At 65.5% G+C, this 17,971-nt stretch carries 18 protein-coding genes and 1 pseudogene; 9 read left to right on the top strand and 10 right to left on the bottom strand.

Features of this window, described 5'->3' with window-relative positions; translation table 11 throughout:
* Positions 1-758 precede the first annotated feature (758 nt).
* The 3 genes and pseudogenes from FXB40_RS04395 (at position 759) to FXB40_RS04385 (ending at position 3,925) form a co-directional block, all read left to right on the top strand.
* Positions 759-2,104: pseudogene (locus FXB40_RS04395) on the top strand (caspase family protein).
* A gap of 39 nt (positions 2,105-2,143) precedes the next feature.
* Complete coding sequence (locus FXB40_RS04390) at positions 2,144-2,653, top strand: hypothetical protein (protein WP_148770981.1); 510 nt, start codon at positions 2,144-2,146, stop codon at positions 2,651-2,653.
* A gap of 57 nt (positions 2,654-2,710) precedes the next feature.
* Positions 2,711-3,925 (top strand): hypothetical protein, encoded by a 1,215-nt coding sequence (locus FXB40_RS04385; protein WP_148770980.1) that lies wholly within the window; start codon positions 2,711-2,713, stop codon positions 3,923-3,925.
* On the opposite strand, the gene gmk is transcribed toward FXB40_RS04385, so the two are convergent.
* The 7 genes from gmk to fabD form a co-directional block, all read right to left on the bottom strand.
* Positions 3,858-4,517 (bottom strand): guanylate kinase, encoded by a 660-nt coding sequence (gmk, locus tag FXB40_RS04380; RefSeq protein WP_148770979.1) that lies wholly within the window; start codon positions 4,515-4,517, stop codon positions 3,858-3,860. The two genes, FXB40_RS04385 and gmk, sit on opposite strands and share 68 nt — an antisense overlap.
* 3 nt (positions 4,518-4,520) lie before the next feature.
* Positions 4,521-5,408, bottom strand: coding sequence for a YicC/YloC family endoribonuclease (locus FXB40_RS04375; protein ID WP_148770978.1), 888 nt, complete (start codon positions 5,406-5,408; stop codon positions 4,521-4,523).
* Between the two features lie 110 nt (positions 5,409-5,518).
* Positions 5,519-6,796 (bottom strand): endolytic transglycosylase MltG, encoded by a 1,278-nt coding sequence (gene mltG, locus FXB40_RS04370; protein WP_148770977.1) that lies wholly within the window; start codon positions 6,794-6,796, stop codon positions 5,519-5,521.
* Positions 6,797-6,921: 125 nt separating this feature from the next.
* Positions 6,922-8,187 carry a beta-ketoacyl-ACP synthase II gene (gene fabF, locus FXB40_RS04365; RefSeq protein ID WP_148770976.1) on the bottom strand — a complete coding sequence of 422 codons (1,266 nt, stop codon included), beginning with the start codon at positions 8,185-8,187 and terminating at the stop codon, positions 6,922-6,924.
* Positions 8,188-8,295: 108 nt separating this feature from the next.
* Positions 8,296-8,535 (bottom strand): acyl carrier protein, encoded by a 240-nt coding sequence (locus tag FXB40_RS04360; protein WP_008130699.1) that lies wholly within the window; start codon positions 8,533-8,535, stop codon positions 8,296-8,298.
* Between the two features lie 310 nt (positions 8,536-8,845).
* Positions 8,846-9,583 carry a 3-oxoacyl-[acyl-carrier-protein] reductase gene (gene fabG / locus FXB40_RS04355; RefSeq protein ID WP_027535227.1) on the bottom strand — a complete coding sequence of 246 codons (738 nt, stop codon included), beginning with the start codon at positions 9,581-9,583 and terminating at the stop codon, positions 8,846-8,848.
* Positions 9,584-9,595: 12 nt separating this feature from the next.
* On the bottom strand, positions 9,596-10,555 hold the full coding sequence (gene fabD, locus FXB40_RS04350; RefSeq protein ID WP_148770975.1) for an ACP S-malonyltransferase: 960 nt from the start codon (positions 10,553-10,555) through the stop codon (positions 9,596-9,598).
* A 302-nt stretch (positions 10,556-10,857) separates the two neighbouring features.
* On the opposite strand from fabD, the gene FXB40_RS04345 reads away from it, so the two are divergent.
* Both FXB40_RS04345 and FXB40_RS04340 read left to right on the top strand, forming a co-directional pair.
* Positions 10,858-11,562 (top strand): hypothetical protein, encoded by a 705-nt coding sequence (locus tag FXB40_RS04345; protein ID WP_148770974.1) that lies wholly within the window; start codon positions 10,858-10,860, stop codon positions 11,560-11,562.
* Positions 11,559-12,116, top strand: a complete 558-nt coding sequence (locus tag FXB40_RS04340) for a GGDEF domain-containing protein (protein ID WP_148770973.1) — start codon at positions 11,559-11,561, stop codon at positions 12,114-12,116. Before FXB40_RS04345 ends, FXB40_RS04340 begins: the two co-directional genes overlap by 4 nt.
* Here FXB40_RS04340 and FXB40_RS04335 read toward each other — a convergent pair.
* Together FXB40_RS04335 and FXB40_RS04330 are read right to left on the bottom strand one after the other, a co-directional pair.
* Positions 12,113-13,138: a fatty acid desaturase family protein gene (locus FXB40_RS04335; RefSeq protein WP_148770972.1), complete on the bottom strand. Its 1,026-nt coding sequence runs from the start codon at positions 13,136-13,138 to the stop codon at positions 12,113-12,115. The genes FXB40_RS04340 and FXB40_RS04335 overlap by 4 nt on opposite strands.
* Before the next feature lie 3 nt (positions 13,139-13,141).
* A complete protein-coding gene (locus FXB40_RS04330) occupies positions 13,142-13,846 on the bottom strand; it encodes a TetR/AcrR family transcriptional regulator C-terminal domain-containing protein (protein ID WP_148770985.1) in 705 nt (234 codons plus the stop codon).
* 344 nt (positions 13,847-14,190) lie between these two features.
* Between FXB40_RS04330 and rpsF the strand changes: the two genes are divergently transcribed.
* The 4 genes from rpsF to rplI all read left to right on the top strand — a co-directional run bounded on the left by rpsF (position 14,191) and on the right by rplI (position 16,686).
* Positions 14,191-14,691 (top strand): 30S ribosomal protein S6, encoded by a 501-nt coding sequence (rpsF, locus tag FXB40_RS04325; protein ID WP_148770971.1) that lies wholly within the window; start codon positions 14,191-14,193, stop codon positions 14,689-14,691.
* Between the two features lie 5 nt (positions 14,692-14,696).
* Positions 14,697-14,936: a 30S ribosomal protein S18 gene (gene rpsR, locus FXB40_RS04320; protein ID WP_007592020.1), complete on the top strand. Its 240-nt coding sequence runs from the start codon at positions 14,697-14,699 to the stop codon at positions 14,934-14,936.
* 127 nt (positions 14,937-15,063) lie between these two features.
* Positions 15,064-16,032, top strand: coding sequence for a DUF2232 domain-containing protein (locus tag FXB40_RS04315; RefSeq protein WP_148770970.1), 969 nt, complete (start codon positions 15,064-15,066; stop codon positions 16,030-16,032).
* Between the two features lie 48 nt (positions 16,033-16,080).
* Positions 16,081-16,686: a 50S ribosomal protein L9 gene (rplI, locus tag FXB40_RS04310; RefSeq protein WP_148770969.1), complete on the top strand. Its 606-nt coding sequence runs from the start codon at positions 16,081-16,083 to the stop codon at positions 16,684-16,686.
* 155 nt (positions 16,687-16,841) lie between these two features.
* Here rplI and FXB40_RS04305 read toward each other — a convergent pair whose 3' ends face one another.
* Complete coding sequence (locus FXB40_RS04305; RefSeq protein ID WP_187436660.1) at positions 16,842-17,921, bottom strand: hypothetical protein; 1,080 nt, start codon at positions 17,919-17,921, stop codon at positions 16,842-16,844.
* Between the last annotated feature and the right edge of the window lie 50 nt (positions 17,922-17,971).

The following is a 17,971-nucleotide window of genomic DNA, read 5'->3' as shown; positions in this document are numbered from 1 at the left end:
CAGCCTCGTCGGGCAAAACAGCAAAACACCCCGTCAATCCCTCTTCGCAAAAATATTCCACTTTCCCGAATTTCGGATTTGTGGCATAAGCCCCTCATCCCGGCCCTGCCAAAGGGGCGCTCCGCGATCGTCACAAGATGCGGGTTGGGTTGCGGTGGACGCGGTAGCGCCGGCGCGGATTGCGGGATGACAGGGCGGGCAACCGTGAGTCCTTACGCAACGCGGCACGACACGGCGCGGTCACAGCGGGTTCGTCGGTTGCCGGGGGTGAGCACACGCAAGCCTTGGGTACTCAGGCGAAGCCGTCCGCGGACGGAGAAGTCGTGTGGTCCTGACGCCCGGGGTCTGTGCGTCAAGCCTTGCGGTGATGTGGCGGCCCGACCGGGCGCGCGCATCAGTCATCCGCAACGCGACGGGGGCAATAGTGCATCGCTCCCCGGGGAGAGCACGAAGGACACCGTTAAAACCATCCGCGCAGGGAAGGCCGGGCGACCGGCGTCACCTGTGATCCACCCCGTGTGCATTTCCAAAGCGCACGGATCTCGGGTGCCAGCCGGCGCCCGGCCTTCCCTGCGCCCTTTGGCTTCCATCGGGCGGTGTGACGACCGAACAGCTCGGGCAAAACCTGCCGCGAGAATGATAGGCCACGCTTCCTTCCCGGCCGCGATGCGCACAGGAAGCCACGGTTCAGACTGTCGCACCGCTTTTCGCCCGCGCGCCCGGCTGGTAGATTGCCGGCATTGCTTTGGGGGTTTTTGATGCACGCGAGGATTTTCAATCGCGTCCTGAGGCTGGCAGCGCTTGTCGCGGCCACGCTCGCCGTCGCGCTCCAACCGGCATCAGCCGAGAAGCGCATCGCGCTGGTGGTCGGCAACTCCGCCTACAAGAACATCACGCCGCTCGACAACCCGTCCAAGGACGCGAGCCTGATGGCGGAGACGCTCGGCACGCTGGGCTTCACGCTGGTCGGCGGCCGCGCCCAGCTCGATCTCGACAAGGGCGCGATGGACCTCGCCGTGCAGAGTTTTGGCCGGCAGGTGCAGGGCGCCGACGTCGCGCTGTTCTATTATGCCGGTCACGGCGTGCAGGTCGCGGGCTCGAACTATCTCGTGCCGGTCGGCGCAAATCCGACGCGCGAGGCCGACGTCGATTTCCAGATGACCGACGTCAATCTGGTGCTGCGGCAGATGCAGGGCTCCGGCACGCGGCTCAACCTCGTCATCCTCGATGCCTGCCGCAACAACCCGTTCGGCTCGCGCGGCCTGCGCTCCTCCGACGGCGGTCTTGCTCAGATGCGCGCGCCCGAGGGAACGCTGATCTCCTACGCCACGCAGCCCGGCAATGTTGCCCAGGACGGCAGCGACGGTCACAGCCCCTATACCAAGGCGCTGGCCGCGACGGTCCGCACCGCGGGCCTCGACGTGTTCCAGACCTTCAACCAGGTCGGCCTCGCCGTGAAGCGCGCCACGTCAGGTGCGCAGCAGCCCTGGGTGTCGTCCTCGCCGATCGACGGCACCTTCTACTTCGTGCCGCCGACGCAGACCGCGCCGCCGCAGGTCGCGGCGATGCAGCCCGACCCGCTGCCGGCGGACCGGCTGCGCGCCGATCCCGACCGCGTGCCACTGCGCGATGCCGGCCTGCTCAGCGAATTGAACGAGCGGCTCTACGAGCTCAATTTCGACCCCGATACGCCTGACGGACTGACGCGCGCCATCACGAAGCTGCAGCAGCGGATTTCGATGGCGCCTACCGGCGAGGCGACCGAAGGCCTGCTGCTGCGGATGCGCAAGATGGAGGATCTCAAGCCGTGGGGCTCGATCGTCTACGGACCCGACGGCAACAAATGGGGCATCTCCTGGAATCATGCCTCGCGGCGCGCGGCGGTGGCGGATGCGCTCGGCAATTGCGGAGGCGCGAAATGTCCGATCGAGCTCTCCTTCTACGGCAAAAGCTGCGGCGCGTTCGCGATCTCGGACAAGTCCTGGTCGCTGGTCCTGCGCGATAGCGTGCAGCGCGCCAAGGATGCCGCGCTTGACGATTGCGGCAGGCTGGCAAAGCTTGCCGCATTATTGGAAGCGTTTGTGCCGACGGCTCCGGTCGTTGATTTTGCCGCTGATTTTTCATGATGATGGATTTCTGGCTCATGTCGAACACCGCAAGCCGCAAGTTTGCCCTCGCCGCACTTCTGCTCGCCCTCGCCGCTCCTTCGGCCCTCGCGCAATCCGGCAGCGCCGGCGGTTCGATCGGCAACGACGAAAAATCGCTGTCCGGCTCGCGCCAGGATAGTTCTTCAGGCCGCTCCGCGGAACCTGCGCCGCCCGAGCGCCGGAGCAAGCCGGCCGCTGACGAACAGCGCTCGTCGCCGCGGCGCAGCGGCGGCGGTGGCGGTGGCGGCGGCAGCTTCGACGGCGCCTGGGCCGTCACCAGTGTCGGTTGCGGCGGCACGTCCAGCGGCGCGACCGTCGTGACCTCGGGCCGCGTGATCGGCCAAGGCGTCAGCGGGACCGTCAACCCGAATGGCTCGGTGCACACGTTCGGACAGGGTGAAGGCGGCATCACCTATACCGGCGCCGGCCGCCTGTCGGGGCGCAGCGGTTCCGGCACATTCCGCCGTGCCACATCCTCTCCGGATTTGCGGCTCATTGCCACCTAACTCTTTGTTGAGAAAGGAAAGGTATCGAGTTGCGTCATGCGTAAACGGGAGACCAGGATGGGCAACCGCACCGCGAAATTCATATCCGCGCTGATAGGCAGCATCATTGCCGGCGCACCATTGGCAGCCGTGTCGCAGAACGCGCCGAGCGCCCCCAATGCCGCGACCACGGCGAATGCGGCAGCCGACTGTCTGGCCTCGCCGAAGGGTGTCGCGCCGCAGGGCCAGCACTGGTTCTATCGGCTCGAGCGCGCGACCAAGCGGCAATGCTGGTATCTACGCACCGAAGGCGCCAAGGCGACGCAAAGCGCGCAAGCGACGGCCGATACGCCGGCTCCAGCCGCGCCGCCATCCGTGCAGAATGCGCATGCTGAATATACCGCGCCGCAGACCAGTGCCGCAGCGAGCACGCCGACGGCAGCCGCAACGCAGCAGGCTCTCAGCGCCACTGACGCCAATGCAGCGCAGCCCGCCGTCGCCACGCGTTGGCCCGATGCCGCATCCGCTTCGCCCGCACCGCGGCCTTCACCTGCAACGGCTGCATCTGCAGCGGCCTCCGCGCAGCCAAGCACAAAACCGGCCGCATCCCCTGCCCCGGTGACGGTCGCCGCGGCAGACGCGCCCGCCGACAAGCCGACCGGTTCGCTGCAGATGCTGCTGCTCGTCATCGGTGGCGCGCTGGCGCTCGCCGGCCTCCTCGCCAGCGTGATCTATCGCTTCGCAGGTGGACGCGCGCGCGCGAGGGCGGCCGATCGCCGCGTGAACTGGGATCATCGGCAGGATGACGACGACGGCCGCGCGCCCTGGCATACCGAGCCGGCGCCGCGCGTCGAACGGCCGCTTCCGGTGGACTTCGACGCCATGCGTGTGGAAGCCCCGCAGATCGCCGCATTCTCCAACGCCATTAGCCGGATCGCCGCGCAGGGCCGTTCCATTGAGGTTGCGGCAGCAGAGCCTGACGAGATCGAGCCTGACGAGACCGGGATCGACTATTTCGACGGCGAGTTCGAGATCGAGCCCCTGGCGCCTCAGCTTGCGGCCGACGACATCCACCACGAAGAGCCTGCAGAGCACGACGCGGACGCGCAACACGAACATGCGCGCGACGAAAGTGCTGCCGACATCGACATCATCACGGCGATGCTGGAGCGGCTGGCGACGGAAGGGCCGCGGCTAACACAGCCTCGCCCTGAAACTGACGTTGCTAGCCTTGAAGCTGACCTTGCAGCCCTCGCACGAAGCTCACGAGGCCAGTCCGCCGCTCGCGCTTGAGGCGCTCGGCCTTCAGGATCGACTGCACCTCGGCGAAGGCATCATCAACATTGTGGTTGATGACGATGTAGTCGTACTCGGCCCAGTGGCTCATCTCGTGGCTGGCGCGGCTCATCCGCTTGCGGATCACCTCGTCGGAATCCTGCGCGCGCGAGTGCAGTCGCTTCTCGAGATCGCCGGCCGACGGCGGCAGGATGAACACGCTGACGACGTCCGCGCGCGCCTTCTCGCGCAACTGTTGCGTACCCTGCCAGTCGATGTCGAACAGCACGTCCTGCCCCGCCGACAGCGCGGCCTCGACGGGCGCACGCGGCGTGCCGTAGCTGTTGTCGAACACGGTGGCCCATTCCAGCAGCTCGTCGCCCTTCACCATGGCGTCGAACCTGGGCTTGTCGACGAACAGATAGTCGCGGCCGTCGACCTCGCCGGGCCGCATCGATCGCGTCGTCGCCGACACCGACATGCGCAGACCCGGCATGCGGTCCATCAGGAGACGCGACAGCGTCGTCTTGCCCGCGCCCGATGGCGAGGACAGCACGAACATCAGCCCGCGCCGCTCGACACCGTCAGTTCCGTGACCGCCCATCGTCATCGATCACTCCAGATTCTGGACCTGCTCACGAAATTGCTCGACCACGTTCTTCATGGCGAGCCCGGTATTGGTCAGCTCGATGTCGTTCGACTTCGAGCAGCAGGTGTTGACCTCGCGGTGAAACTCCTGCGCCAGGAAGTCGAGCTTGCGCCCGACCGGGCCGCCCTTGCCGATCAGCTCGCGCGCCTGGGCGATATGGGAGGCGATGCGGTCGAGCTCCTCGCGGATGTCGGCCCTGGTTGCGATCAGGATCGCCTCCTGCATCAGGCGGTCGGAATCGAAACGGTCGGACGTGTCCAGCAGCGCGGCGATCTGCTCGGCGAGCCTCGCCTTGATCGCCTCCGGCTTGCGGCCGGGGGCAGCTTCGGCCTTCTTCGCCAGCTGCTCAACCTCATCGACCCGCTGGGTCAGGATCTGCCCGAGCGAGGTGCCCTCGCGCTTGCGCATCTCGACGAGTTCGGCGAGCGCCTTGTCGAAGGCGTCCGCCGCGGCGGCCCGCGCGGCCTTGTCCTCGTCCTCGTCGCCCTCGGGCTCGGCGACCTCGATGACACCCTTGATGGCCAGAAGTCCGTCGACACTCGGCGCGACCGCATCGACCTTGCCGGCGATGACGGCGGCGGCCTTCAGGACGGCGTTGAGCACGTCCTCATTGACCCGGACGGAGGCCGCGGCATTGGCGCGCTTGACGGTGAGATTGGCGTAGACGGTGCCGCGCGACAGCAGCTCGCCGGCGCGCTTCTTGGCGTGGGCCTCGAGCTCGTCGAACCCCTGCGGCAGCCGCACCCGCAAGTCAAAGCCCTTGGCGTTGACCGACTTCAATTCCCATTCGAACGTATACGGCCCGCTCGCGCCGTGGCTTCGGGCAAAGCCGGTCATGGACGACAGCGCCATCAGGTCAAATTCTCCGGAAACACAGGATTCGCAAGGCCATCAGGCCACGCGAATCTTAAGACTATTTTGCGGGAAAGTGTAATCCGCAAAGTCCCGTAGGCAGGCCTGCGCTAGCGCTGGATCACCGGCGGCACTGGCTGCACGGCGCCTTGCCGGGCGGGCGCCGCCGGATTGGCGGGCCGAGCAGCCGGCGGCTTCTTCTGCTGAGTCGGCTTGGGCGTGGTCGCGGTCGGCGCGGTATCTGCGGCTGCAGGCGCCGCGGCGGCCGGCGCCGGCGCGTCATCGGCCGGCTCGACCGTGTCGTTCTGGATCTGCTTCTCCATCGCGCGCAGCTTGGCGACGTTCTTCTGGTGCGCGTCATAGGTCTCGGTAAAGGCGTGCCCGCCCGAGCCGTCGGCAACGAAGAAGAGGTCGCGGGTGCGGGCCGGGTTGGCTGCCGCCTCCAGCGACGCGCGACCGGGATTGGCGATCGGGCCCGGCGGCAGGCCCTCGATGACATAGGTGTTGTAGGGCGAGGGCTGCGTGATCTCGCTGCGCTTGATCGGGCGTCCGAGCGTGCCCTTGCCGCCGACGAGGCCGTAGATGATGGTCGGATCGGACTGCAGCTTGATCTTCTGCTTGAGCCGATTGACGAACACGGCAGCGACGCGACTACGCTCGTCGGGCTTGCCGGTCTCCTTCTCGACGATCGAGGCCAGCGTCTCCAGCTGCTCCGGAGTCTTGACCGGAAGGTCCTGGCTGCGGCGCTCCCAGATCTCCGCGAGCACGCGCTTGTGCGCCTGCTGCATGCGCTGGATCACCTGATCGCGCGGGGTCCCGCGCGGGAACTTGTAGGTCTCCGGCAGCAGCGTGCCTTCACGCGGCAATTCGCGCACGCTACCGGTGAAGATGTCGTTGTCGGACAACCGTGCCACGATCTGCTCGGAGGTCAGGCCCTCCGGAATCGTGACGGAATGCTGCACCACCTTGCCCTCGACGATGGTAGCGATGACGTCGCGCAGGGATGCGTTCTTCTGGAACGAATATTCCCCCGGCTTCAGGTCCGAGCTCGCCTTCAGCGCAGCCACCGCGGCGATGAACACCCACGGATTGACATCGGTCACGCTTTCCTTGTTCAGGGTCTCGGCGATGTCGCGCTTGCCCGCACGCTGCGGGATGTTGACGATCTTGTCTTCCTTCAGCGGCCCCGGCGCCTCGAGCACCTGCCGGCCGTAATAATAGGCGCCGCCGGCGCCGAGCATGCCGATCAGCAGCAGGGTGATGATGGCGTTGCCGACCACGACAAAGGGATTGCGCGCCCGCTCCGAACGCTTCGGGGGCGGCGGGACCTGCTCGGGCTCGAGCGCTGCCCGCGGACTCCGGGGCGAAATGGGCGGCCTTTCACTCATCGATGCAACCTGAATCCTGCCGGTTCAATCGCAGCCTGACAATCACTTGCCGAGCCAAATGCACGCGCCCACAGACATGACTATCGCCGAATACGGCAAAACGGTGGATTCGTCGCAAACACAAACTAATGGGTCAGGCGCCGGACGATGACCGAGGCATTGGTACCGCCGAAACCAAAAGAATTCGACAACGCGACGTTCACCTCGCGTTGCTTCGCCTTATGCGGCACGAGATCGATCGCGGTCTCCACCGACGGATTGTCCAGGTTGATGGTCGGCGGGACGACATTATCGCGAATCGCGAGGATGGCGAAGATCGCCTCGATGGCGCCGGCCGCGCCGAGCAGATGGCCTGTCGACGATTTGGTCGACGACATCGCAACCTTGGAGGCGGCATTGCCGAGCAGCCGCTCCACCGCGGCGAGCTCGATTTCGTCGCCAAGCGGCGTCGAAGTGCCGTGCGCGTTGATGTAATCGAGGTCGGATGCCGTAAGGCCGGCGCGCTTGAGCGCGGCCGTCATGCTGCGGAAGCCGCCATTGCCGTCGGGCGACGGCGACGTAATGTGATAGGCGTCACCCGACAGACCGTAGCCGATCACCTCGGCGTAGATCCTGGCGCCGCGGCGCCGGGCGTGCTCGAGCTCTTCCAGGACGAGGACGCCGGCGCCCTCGCCCATGACGAAACCGTCGCGATCCTTGTCATAGGGACGCGAGGCCTTCTCGGGCGTCTCGTTGAAGCCTGTCGAGAGCGCGCGCGCGGCATTGAAGCCGGCAATGCCGATGCGGCTGATCGGCGATTCCGCACCACCGGCGACCATGACGTCGGCGTCACCCAGCGCAATCAGGCGGGCGGCGTCGCCGACCGCATGGGCGCCGGTCGAGCAGGCCGTGACCACCGAATGGTTCGGCCCCTTCAGCCCGTGCTTGATCGAGACATAGCCGGAAGCGAGATTGATCAGGCGGCCCGGAATGAAGAACGGCGACACCCGGCGCGGGCCGCGTTCCTTCAGCAGGATGGCGGTGTCGGCGATGCCGTTGAGGCCGCCGATGCCCGAGCCGATCATGGTGCCGGTCGCGCATTGGTCCTCTTCGGACTCGGGATGCCAGTTGGCATCGTCGAGCGCCTGGCCGGCCGCGGCCATGCCAAAGATGATGAAGTCGTCGACCTTGCGCTGGTCCTTCGGCTCCATCCAGATATCGGGATTGAAGGTATCGTTCGACCCGTCGCCGCGCACGACGGTGCAGGCGTATTTGGTCTGCAGATCGGAGACATCGAAGCTCTCGATCCTGCGCGCACCGCTTTCGCCGTTGAGGATGCGTTTCCAGGTCGGCTCGACGCCGCAGCCGAGTGGCGACACCATGCCGAGACCAGTGACGACAACCCGCCTCATATCCGAAAACTCCGAATCGAAAGATTCACGGCCAATAACAAGAAACCGGCTGACCGCTGGGAAGCGGCCCGTCCGGTTTCAATGTTGTCCCCGCGAAAATGAAGAGCGTTAGCTCTTCGCGTTCTTCTCGAGAAACTTCGTAGCGTCGCCGACGGTGAGAATCGTCTCCGCGGCGTCGTCCGGAATCTCGCACCCGAATTCTTCTTCGAACGCCATCACCAGTTCGACGGTGTCCAGACTGTCGGCGCCGAGGTCATCGATGAAGCTCGCTGCGTCGACAACCTTCTCGGGTTCAACACCAAGGTGTTCGACCACGATCTTCTTAACCCGTTCGCCAATGTCACTCATTGCATAACCTCGTGTTGTTCCCTGTAGACCCGACCCCCCGGGACGATACGAGCCGTCGTGGTCGTTGACTGCCTTCGCTTACGAACTTTGATTTGGTCCCACCTTAACCGATGGAGACCCGGCGAATGACGGCCAAGGCTCCGCATCGCCAATATACAGGGTTTCAAAAACCTGCAATGGCGTTCTTTGCCCATCCGTTGAAGGTCCGGTTATCATACTTCAACTGCCTTGACTACAAGCCTCAATTCGCTCCGGAAACGGCCGTTTGCCGCATCCTGCCCCGCCCATGTGGGCAGTGCGGAACGGCGTGTCAGATCATGGCCATGCCGCCGTTGACATGGATGGTTTGGCCAGTGACGTAGGCTGCTTCGTTCGAACTCAGGTAGACCGCGGCCGCCGCAATGTCCTCGGGCGTCCCCAGGCGATTGGCCGGAACCTTGGTCAGAATCGTCTCGCGCTGCTTGTCGTTGAGCGCATCCGTCATCGGCGTCTTGATGAAGCCGGGCGCGATGCAGTTCGCGGTCACGCCGCGCTTGGCGTATTCGGCACCGAGCGTCTTGATCATGCCGATCAGGCCGGCCTTCGACGCGGTGTAATTGCCCTGCCCGGGATTGCCGGTGACGCCGACCACCGAGGTGATGGCGATGATACGGCCGAAGCGCTTGCGCATCATCAATTTGGTGGCGGCACGCGCCAGGCGGAAGGTCGCGGTCAGATTGACGTTGATGACCTCGTCCCAATCCTCATCACGAAGCTGAACGAACAGATTGTCACGCGTGATGCCGGCATTGGCGATGAGAATATCGACCTGGCCCATCGCAGCTTCCGCAGCCGGGACCAGCGCCTCGACCTCGTCGGCCTTGGAGAGATTGCAGGGCAGCACGAGGGCGCGCTCGCCAAGCTTGCCGGCAAGCTCATCCAGCACTTCCTTGCGCGTTCCGGAAATCGCGACGGTGGCGCCCTGCGCGTGCAGCGCCTGCGCGATCGCGCCGCCGATGCCGCCGGTCGCGCCGGTGACGAGCGCCTTTTTGCCAGTCAGATCGAACATGGAAAAACTCCTCTAGGCCTGCTTCGCAGCGGCCAGTGCATCCTTGGCAGCGGCAATATCGTTCGGCCCGCCGACCGACACGCCGACAGCGCCATCGGCAATACGCTTGACGAGTCCCGTCAGCACCTTGCCCGCGCCGATCTCGAAGAAACGGGTGACGCCCTGCCCCGCCATATAGGCCACCGACTCGCGCCAGCGCACCGTGCCGGTGACCTGCTCGACCAGGCGGCGGCGGATCTCGTCGGGATCGGTGATGGCGGTTGCCAACACGTTCGAGACCAGCGGCGCAGCTGGCGCCTTGATCGTGACCTTGGACAGCGCCTCGGCCATGGCGTCGGCGGCGGGCTGCATCAGCTTGCAATGGAACGGCGCGGACACCGGCAGCAGCATGGCGCGCTTGGCGCCCTTGGTCTTGGCGATCTCGACGGCGCGATCAACCGCGGCCTTGTCGCCGGAGACGACCACCTGCCCGCCACCGTTGTCGTTGGCAGCCTGGCAGACCTGCCCCTGTGCCGCCTCCCTGGCGACCTCCATGGCCGCGTCGTAGTCGAGGCCGAGCAGCGCGGCCATGGCGCCGGCACCGACCGGCACGGCTTTTTGCATTGCGAGACCCCGGGTGCGAAGCAGCCGCGCGGTGTCGGAGATCGTCAGACTGCCGGCCGCAGCCAGCGCCGAATATTCGCCGAGCGAGTGGCCGGCAACGAACGCAGCATCCCGCCCAGCGGAAAACCCAGCTTCAGCTTCCAGCACGCGCAGAGTGGCCACAGACACGGCCATCAGGGCCGGCTGGGCGTTCTCGGTGAGCTGAAGGGTTTCGGCCGGGCCATCCCAGATCGTAGCCGTCAGCTTCTCCCCAAGCGCGGCATCGACCTCATCGAACACGGCGCGCGCCACCGGAAAGGCATCGGCCAAGGCTTTGCCCATGCCAACCGCTTGGGAACCCTGCCCCGGAAATGTGAATGCTGCCGTCATCGGCGCTCCCTGGATCGCTCGAGCCGTGTGCTTCGAGAACCCGGCAGCCGATGACGTCCGGCCCGAGCCTTGGTTCCCGACCATGCTCCGAAAAGGGCCGTAGACACTGTCCGGGGCCGAGCTGTCAAGCCGCGAAGGGCTCTCCGTGACTGCCCGGTCGCAGCTATTGCGCCCAAGGTCGTCCGTTGCCTTGCACCAATCGGACCTGGCGTGCGCCGCTCGCCGGTAAAGCGTTTACGTTGTCGGGAACTTGGTTCCATCACTTAAGCGGCCTTAAATACCACCCACCTAGGTTGCCGGTCATGGCAATCGTGGTCGCACAGACATCGACAGTTTCGGCTTCCGCCGGGCAACCGCAGCGGCATCTGCTCTCTTTCCAGGCCTGCGTCGACTGGCTGCTCGCCGGCCCGCGACCGCAGCCGGACGACATCCACAACGAATTGCTCCAGCAGCGGACCAACAAGACCAGGACGCTGGTGGTGGCCGTGGCAGCGTCGCTGCTGATCGCGTCGCTCTCCGCCGCGCTGACCGGCGCTGCATGGGCCTATGCCAGGGTGCTGGCGGAGATCATCCTCGGCAGCACGCGAATCCGCCTGATGCTGCGAGCCCTCGCAAAGGCGAGGCGGGACCGGCGGGCGCCGGTGAACGTGGCGCCGGTCTGGGCCGGGCTATCATCCGTCGTCCTGATTTCTGCCGGCGGCTATCAGTGCGTCGCCTCCGGCATCATGCCACTGATCTTGATGGCCGGCATTGGCCTCGCCAATCTCGTCGGCGGCATCGCTTCGCGCAACGCCGCGACACCACGTTACGGCATTCTGCTGATCTGCATCCTGACGCTGCCATTCGCAGTGGCTACGATCCTGTCGCCGGTACCCTTCCTGTTTGTCATCGGCCTGCAAACCCCGGTCTACACGGCGGGGATGATCTTCCTGCTGCTGGAGAACCACAAGATCCTGCTCGACCTCCATCATTCCGAGCGCAACAAACCGCCTGATGGCGCATCATGACCTGCTCACAGGCCTGCCCAATCGCGCCCTCAACCAGAAACTATTCGCCGAGATGCTCGACGGATGCGGCGTCGGCCTCCTCGAAGCTCACCGTGTTCTGCGTCGATCTCGACGGCTTCAAGGGCGTCAACGACAGGTTTGGACATGCGACGGGAGACGCCGTTCTCGTCGCAATAGCGAAGCGCCTGTGCGCCAGCGTGCGCGATGGCGACGTCGTGTGCCGCATTGGTGGCGATGAATTCGTCATCCTGCTGCCGGACATCACCGAAGACGAATCTGCCGCGGTAGCGCGACGGATCGTTGCGCGTGTGGCGGAGCCATTCGAGTTTGCGCCGGCGGCACGCGTCGGAGCCAGCATCGGGCTCGCGTCGGCGCCGCGCGACGGCGTGACTGCCGACGAATTGCTGAGCGCCGCCGATCGCGCAATGTACGAAGCCAAACGTGGCGGCAAGGGCGCTTTCGTAGTCCACGGCTATGCGGCCGACGCGGTCACGCTCGTCCCCGATTCAACAGCGTTTCTTCCGGCGCCAAAAGCTCCCGCGCTGGCCTGCTAGAAGCCGCCGGCCTTCTGATCCGCACCAACTTCGGCACCAGCTTGCGCACGGCGCGCATTGCTGACCAATTGCCCCGGCCGATCATCGCGGTTCGGCTTCGCCGTGGCGAGCCGCAGCACCGCGGCGTAATTCGGCTGTACCTCCATCCGCTCGGCGTGCCGGCTCTCACTGAGCAGGCGGTGGACCTTCGGCAGATTGTAGCAGGGCACGTAGAACAGCAGATGATGCTCGAGGTGGTAGTTCACGTAGTACGGCGCGATGAACAGACGCTCGAGGAAATTGGCATGCGTGGTGCGGGTGTTGCGCAAGGGATCGCTGCTGTCGGGCACGACGGCGTGCTCGGCGATGTTGCGGATGCGGGTGATGACCATCATCCAGGTCAAGAGCGGCACCAGCCATAGCAGCGGATAGGCCCACCACACGCCGGCCGCCGCGAGGCTTACGAACATCGCGGTGTTGACGAGGCATTGCGGGCCGAGCTTGTCCCAGAAATGCGCGGCGCGCTGCCGCCACGGCCAGTCCTTCGGACCGAGCGCGTTGAGCAATTGCGCCTTGCGCTGCTGGTAGCCGGTCTGCCCGGTGATGTCGCGAATGAACTTGCGGCGATAGCTCAGCTTGGTGATCGGAAACGGCGCCGACAGCACCAGATCAGGATCATCCTCCTGCTGGGTGCGCGCATGATGCTGCAGGTGATAGCGGCGATAGCTGCGTGTCTCGGCAAACAGCGGATAGGCACAGAACCATTGGCTCAACGTCAGATTGGTTTTCTCGTCCGCGGACAGGCAACCATGCGCGCCGTCATGCATGAGGATCGCCAAGCCCAACTGACGCGAGCCGATGATGGCAACGGCGAGAACATAGGTGATCGGATTGGGCCACCACGCGACCAGCGCGATTGCGCCAATAATCAGCGCCCAGGCGTGGGCGATCATCGCAACGCCCTTCCAGGTCACGCGCTGGCGCACATCGGCCAGTTGATCGTCGGTCAGGAAATCGCGGGCACGCATCCGAAGCGCGGTCATGGCCTACCCCTCCTCATTCGAATTCGTTGATGCGTCGCGCTCGTCGACGAGACGCAGGCGCGCTGTGTCGCCTGCGGATTTCGCCTGCTCGCCGAGCACGCGCAGCATCTCGGCGCACAGCGCCTCGGGCGAGCGGCCCATGGCGTAGCCCTCGAGAATGATTCCGATGGCGACCGCCCAGAATCGTCGCGAGCTTTCGTCGGGTGCGCGCAGCGAGCGCCAGCCGTGGCGCGCCACCTGGCCCGCATAAGCGCGTGCGCCTTCGCTGTGCAGGCGTTCGATGGTGCGCTCGACCAGCGGCGCCAGATCCTGTCGCCGCCGCGTCAGCGTCAACGCCTCGGCGAAGAAGGCAATCGAATCGCTCGCGGTCACGGTCTCGGCCAGCGCGTGGGTGTATTCCCGCGGCGTGCGCGCCTTCAGCGCCGCCTGCTCGGTCGCGCGCGCCAGATACAGGAGATCGCGGCAGGCGCATTCGACGAACAGCGCCTCCTTGGTGCGGAAGTAGTAGGTGATCTGGCTCGGGAAGGCGTCCGCTGCGGCCGCGATATCGGTGATCGCGGTGCCCGACAGCCCCCGCTCCCGAAACAGCGGGCTGGCGGCATCCAGCAGCAGCGACCTCATCTTGCGCCCGGCCGAACGCGTCGCCCGCGCAGCATGTTTGGGGTCGCCAGCCGCCTCAAACGGCTCCTGGGCCGACTTTTCCACGATCGGATCCTCTCCCTGACTTATTTGTATGACATACAAACAAAGAGATCAAGCCGGATGCGACCTAGGAGGACCGGTCCCCACCACCCTTACCGGGACGATCCCGGCCGAAAAGCCGGCCGCAAACCTTGCCAAGCCGACCAAAATCCGTATAACGCGCGCATCCGCAGACCCCGGCCGGGAGCTGAACGGACGGTCTCAGCAAATCATTCGTGATTTTGGTGTGGCAGGGCCAGTCGGCCCGTCGTCCCGTGTTTCCGCCTTCTGAGCTTAATCCCAGAGTCCTTTCCGAAGGTCTCTTAAGGGCTTGACGCCGGGCAATGCGCTAACACGAGGAAAGGACGACTATGGCTCTCTATGAGCATGTTTTTCTCGCGCGCCAAGACGCGAGCACGCAGCAGGTCGAAGAGCTGACTGCGCAGATGACCGGAATCGTCGAGGGTCTCGGCGGCAAGGTCACCAAGACCGAGAATTGGGGCGTTCGCTCCCTCACCTACCGCATGAACAAGAACCGCAAGGCGCACTTCGTGCTGCTCAACATCGACGCGCCCTCCGCGGCGATCGCCGAGATCGAGCGCCAGGAGCGTATCAGCGAAGACGTGATCCGCTATCTCAGCGTCCGCGTCGAAGAGCTCGAGGAAGGTCCGTCTGCGATGATGCGCAAGGCTGATCGCGATCGCGAGCGTGACGACCGTGGCGGCGGCTTCCGTGGTGAGCGCGAAGGTGGCTTCCGTGGCGACCGCGAAGGCGGTTTCCGTGGTGGCGATCGTGATGGTGGCGGCTTCCGCGGCGATCGCGGCCCGCGCCGTCCGCGCGACGAAGCTGAAACCACGACGGATGGGGAGTAAGACCAATGGCTGAAGCTGGTGCACGCCGTCCGTTTTTCCGTCGTCGCAAGAGCTGCCCGTTCACGGGCGCTAATGCTCCGAAGATCGACTACAAGGACTCCAAGCTGCTGATGCGTTACGTCTCCGAGCGCGGCAAGATCGTGCCGAGCCGCATCACCGCGGTGTCCGCGAAGAAGCAGCGTGAGCTCGCCCGCGCCATCAAGCGCGCACGGTTCCTGGGCCTGCTGCCCTACGTCATTCGCTAAGGCGAATTCGACCGGCGACGATCACGCCGCCGGTCGCGACTTTCTGAACTCATAAGGCTTCCGGTCGTCCGGTCGCCGATGGTTGGGGCAAAGCGCCTCTAACCGCTCGAAGGGAGCGGGACAGCTGATGATGGTATTTGGACTGATAGCCCTGATCGCCGGCGCTGCGTCGGCCCTGATGTTCGCCTCGATGGCGTCGGGCGCGCTGATCTCGCTTGTCCTGGTTTACCTCGCTCCGCTGCCGCTCATGCTCGCCGCGATCGCCTGGGGACCGCTCTGCGGTGCACTTGGTGGCCTCGTCGCGACGCTCGTCATCGCGGGCGCACTCAGCCCGCCCCTCGCTCTAGGTTATGGTTTCGCATTCGCGCTGCCGGCCTGGTGGCTTGGCCATCTCGCCATGCTGGGAAGACCCGTGGCTAGCGGCATCGCGGCCTCGGATGCGGCTCCGCCCCAGGTCGAATGGTATCCGCTTGGACGTATCCTGCTCTGGATTGCGGCGCTGGCGACGCTGCTGACCGCGGGATCGCTGTATTCGCTGGGAAGCGATGCGTCGGCCATCAGCGATGCGATGCGCCGCGGCTTCGCCAAAATTCTTTCACTGGTGAGCGAGACGACCGTTACCGAGAGCGATCCCCGCGTCGGCCTGATGGTCGCGGTCATTCCGGTTCTGGTCGCCGCATCGCAGATGGCGACGCTCACCTTGAATCTCTGGCTTGCCGCCAAGGTCGCGGCTGTTTCAGGTCGGCTGCATCGGCCCTGGCCGGACCTCAGCAGCACGAGCTTGCCGCCGATGACGCTGGTGGCACTCTGTGTCGCGCTCGCGTTCAGCTTCTTCAGCGGAATGACCGGCATTCTCGCCGTCGTCGTCACGACCGTCTTGATGATGGCCTATGCGCTGGTCGGCTTTGCCGTTCTGCACACCGTCACGCGCGACCTCGCCAATCGCGGAATCTGGCTCGCCACCGCCTACGCCATCGTCTTCATGTTCAGCGTGAGCCTCATCCTGCTGACCGCCCTTGGGCTTGCTGACGCCGTGTTCGGCTTCCGCGAGCGCTACCTGCGCAACCGGCAACCGCCGCCATTGCCGACAACTTAAGTCCAACCCGAAAACTGAAAACCCAGAGCACTTCAAAGGAGAACGAATATGGAAGTCATTTTGCTGGAACGCGTGAGCAAGCTTGGCCAGATGGGCGAAGTCGTGAAGGTTCGCGACGGCTATGCCCGCAATTTCCTGCTCAAGCGCGGCAAGGCGCTGCGCGCCACCGCCGACAACCGTGCCAAGTACGACGGCATGAAGGCCGATCTCGAAGCTCGCAACCTCGCGTCCAAGGGCGAAGCGTCCAAGATCGCCGAGAAGATCCAGGGCAAGAACATCATCGTGATCCGTCAGGCGTCCGAAGCCGGCCAGCTGTTCGGCTCGGTCACGGTGCGTGACGTGGTTGTCGCGTTCGAAGCCGATGGCGTTTCGCTCGACCGTCCGCAGGTGCAGCTCGACGCGCCGATCAAGACCATCGGCAAGCACACCATCACCGTCGCCGTTCATCCCGAGGTCGAGGTTGAAGTCTCCGTCACGGTTGCGCGCAGCCAGGACGAGGCCGAGCGCATCAACCGCGGCGAGGACATCTCGACCCGCAACGAGGACCGCGATGCGGCCGCCGAGGCGATCGCCGCCGCCGGCGAGTTCTTCGATCCGGAAGCGCAGCACGACGACGCCGAGCCGGCCCCGGCTGCGGAAGAGACCGAGAAGTAAGCCTCGCATTCGCGCAAGGTACGAAGCCCGGCTGCCTCAGGCAGCCGGGCTTTTCGTTTTGGGCGCGACGTTGCTCTGACGTTGCTCTAATGGCGGTCAAGACGACGCGAAGGCCGCGCTTGGCGCGGCCTTCGCAGATCGACGGGATTATCGACTTAGCGCGAGATCGGCGGCGCCGGCGGACCGGAGGACTCGGCAGGTGCAGGTGATGGCGCCGCGGCGGGCGCAAACGGCGCCGGCTCGGCCGGCTTGGCCGCCGGTTCGGAGCTGGGCGCAGGCTCGGCGGGTTTGGAGACGGCCGCTTCCGCAGGCTTGGGCGCAGCCGGTTCAACCGGCTTGGCGACTGCCGGCGGGGCCGGTGTCACCTGCGGCACCGGATCGGGGCGCAGAGCCGGCGTCTCGCTGGCGTGCGGCTCGACCTTGGCGCTCTCCGGCTTGACCTCTGCCGGCTTGACCTCTGCCGGCTTCTCGGCCGGCTTGGCGCTGTCGGGCTTGGACTCGTCGCGACCGGAATCGACCTTGGCGCTCTCGCTCTTTGGTTCAGTCTTGGGTTCGGATTGGGGCTCAGTTGTGGAGTCGACCTTGGGCTCAACCTTCGGCGCGGCTGCGTCGTTCGTCTCCGGCTTGCCGCGCTTGCTCATGCGCTTGCCCTTGCGGCCCTCGGGCGGTTGCTCGGTGGAAGCCTCAGGCTTTGCGCCTTCCTTTGCGCCTTCCTTTGCGCCTTCCTTTGCGCCTTCCTTGGCACCCTCCTCGCCTGGCCGAGCCGTCCGCTTCTGGCGGCCTTCAGGCGCCGGGTTAGCAGCGCCGCCCTCGCCCTCCGGCTTGGCGGCCTCCTGCGAGCGCTGGCGGCGGCCCTGGTGCTCAGGCGACTGCCCAGGATTCGTGTTGGCGTCCTTCTCCTTGGCGCCGTCCTTCTTGTCCTTGCCGTCCTTGCCACCGTCCTTGGACTGATAGCGGGCGTCGGTGGCGCCATTGGAGACGAGATAGGAGGCCAGCACGCCGGCCATGTCCGGGCTGGTGGTGTAGTGCTGACGCAGGAAACCCGGCAGCGAGCCCGGTGATACCGTTTTCAACAGCCCCCGCGGGCTCTTGTGGCAGGCATTGCAGGTCTGCGCGAAGATCTGGGATGGGGCCTTGCCGGCCTCGAGGTTCGTCGCCTGCGCCAGAACGGCATCGGAGGCGCCGAAGCCGATCAGAAACAGCACCGTGGCGAGGCTGAGCGCTCGGCTCGACATTCCCATCATCTCCATTGAAATCCGACAGATACGGCCGGCGTCGGGGCGCG

The sequence above is a fragment of the Bradyrhizobium rifense genome (assembly GCF_008123425.1).
GTDB lineage: Bacteria > Pseudomonadota > Alphaproteobacteria > Rhizobiales > Xanthobacteraceae > Bradyrhizobium > Bradyrhizobium rifense.
Note: the sequence above shows the minus strand (reverse complement) of the source record. Positions and strands in the feature narration are given on the sequence as shown.

Excerpts from the sequence above, each read along its gene's own strand:
- FXB40_RS04360 (WP_008130699.1), bottom strand. The coding sequence starts at position 8,535 with ATGAGTGACATTGGCGAACGGGTTAAGAAGATCGTGGTCGAACACCTT.
- rpsF (WP_148770971.1), top strand. The coding sequence starts at position 14,191 with ATGGCTCTCTATGAGCATGTTTTTCTCGCGCGCCAAGACGCGAGCACG.
- mltG (WP_148770977.1), bottom strand. The coding sequence starts at position 6,796 with ATGAGTGAAAGGCCGCCCATTTCGCCCCGGAGTCCGCGGGCAGCGCTC.
- FXB40_RS04335 (WP_148770972.1), bottom strand. The coding sequence starts at position 13,138 with ATGACCGCGCTTCGGATGCGTGCCCGCGATTTCCTGACCGACGATCAA.
- rplI (WP_148770969.1), top strand. The coding sequence starts at position 16,081 with ATGGAAGTCATTTTGCTGGAACGCGTGAGCAAGCTTGGCCAGATGGGC.
- FXB40_RS04315 (WP_148770970.1), top strand. The coding sequence starts at position 15,064 with ATGATGGTATTTGGACTGATAGCCCTGATCGCCGGCGCTGCGTCGGCC.
- fabF (WP_148770976.1), bottom strand. The coding sequence starts at position 8,187 with ATGAGGCGGGTTGTCGTCACTGGTCTCGGCATGGTGTCGCCACTCGGC.
- fabD (WP_148770975.1), bottom strand. The coding sequence starts at position 10,555 with ATGACGGCAGCATTCACATTTCCGGGGCAGGGTTCCCAAGCGGTTGGC.
- FXB40_RS04385 (WP_148770980.1), top strand. The coding sequence starts at position 2,711 with ATGGGCAACCGCACCGCGAAATTCATATCCGCGCTGATAGGCAGCATC.
- FXB40_RS04390 (WP_148770981.1), top strand. The coding sequence starts at position 2,144 with ATGTCGAACACCGCAAGCCGCAAGTTTGCCCTCGCCGCACTTCTGCTC.
- FXB40_RS04345 (WP_148770974.1), top strand. The coding sequence starts at position 10,858 with ATGGCAATCGTGGTCGCACAGACATCGACAGTTTCGGCTTCCGCCGGG.
- gmk (WP_148770979.1), bottom strand. The coding sequence starts at position 4,517 with ATGACGATGGGCGGTCACGGAACTGACGGTGTCGAGCGGCGCGGGCTG.
- FXB40_RS04375 (WP_148770978.1), bottom strand. The coding sequence starts at position 5,408 with ATGGCGCTGTCGTCCATGACCGGCTTTGCCCGAAGCCACGGCGCGAGC.
- rpsR (WP_007592020.1), top strand. The coding sequence starts at position 14,697 with ATGGCTGAAGCTGGTGCACGCCGTCCGTTTTTCCGTCGTCGCAAGAGC.
- FXB40_RS04305 (WP_187436660.1), bottom strand. The coding sequence starts at position 17,921 with ATGTCGAGCCGAGCGCTCAGCCTCGCCACGGTGCTGTTTCTGATCGGC.
- fabG (WP_027535227.1), bottom strand. The coding sequence starts at position 9,583 with ATGTTCGATCTGACTGGCAAAAAGGCGCTCGTCACCGGCGCGACCGGC.
- FXB40_RS04340 (WP_148770973.1), top strand. The coding sequence starts at position 11,559 with ATGACCTGCTCACAGGCCTGCCCAATCGCGCCCTCAACCAGAAACTAT.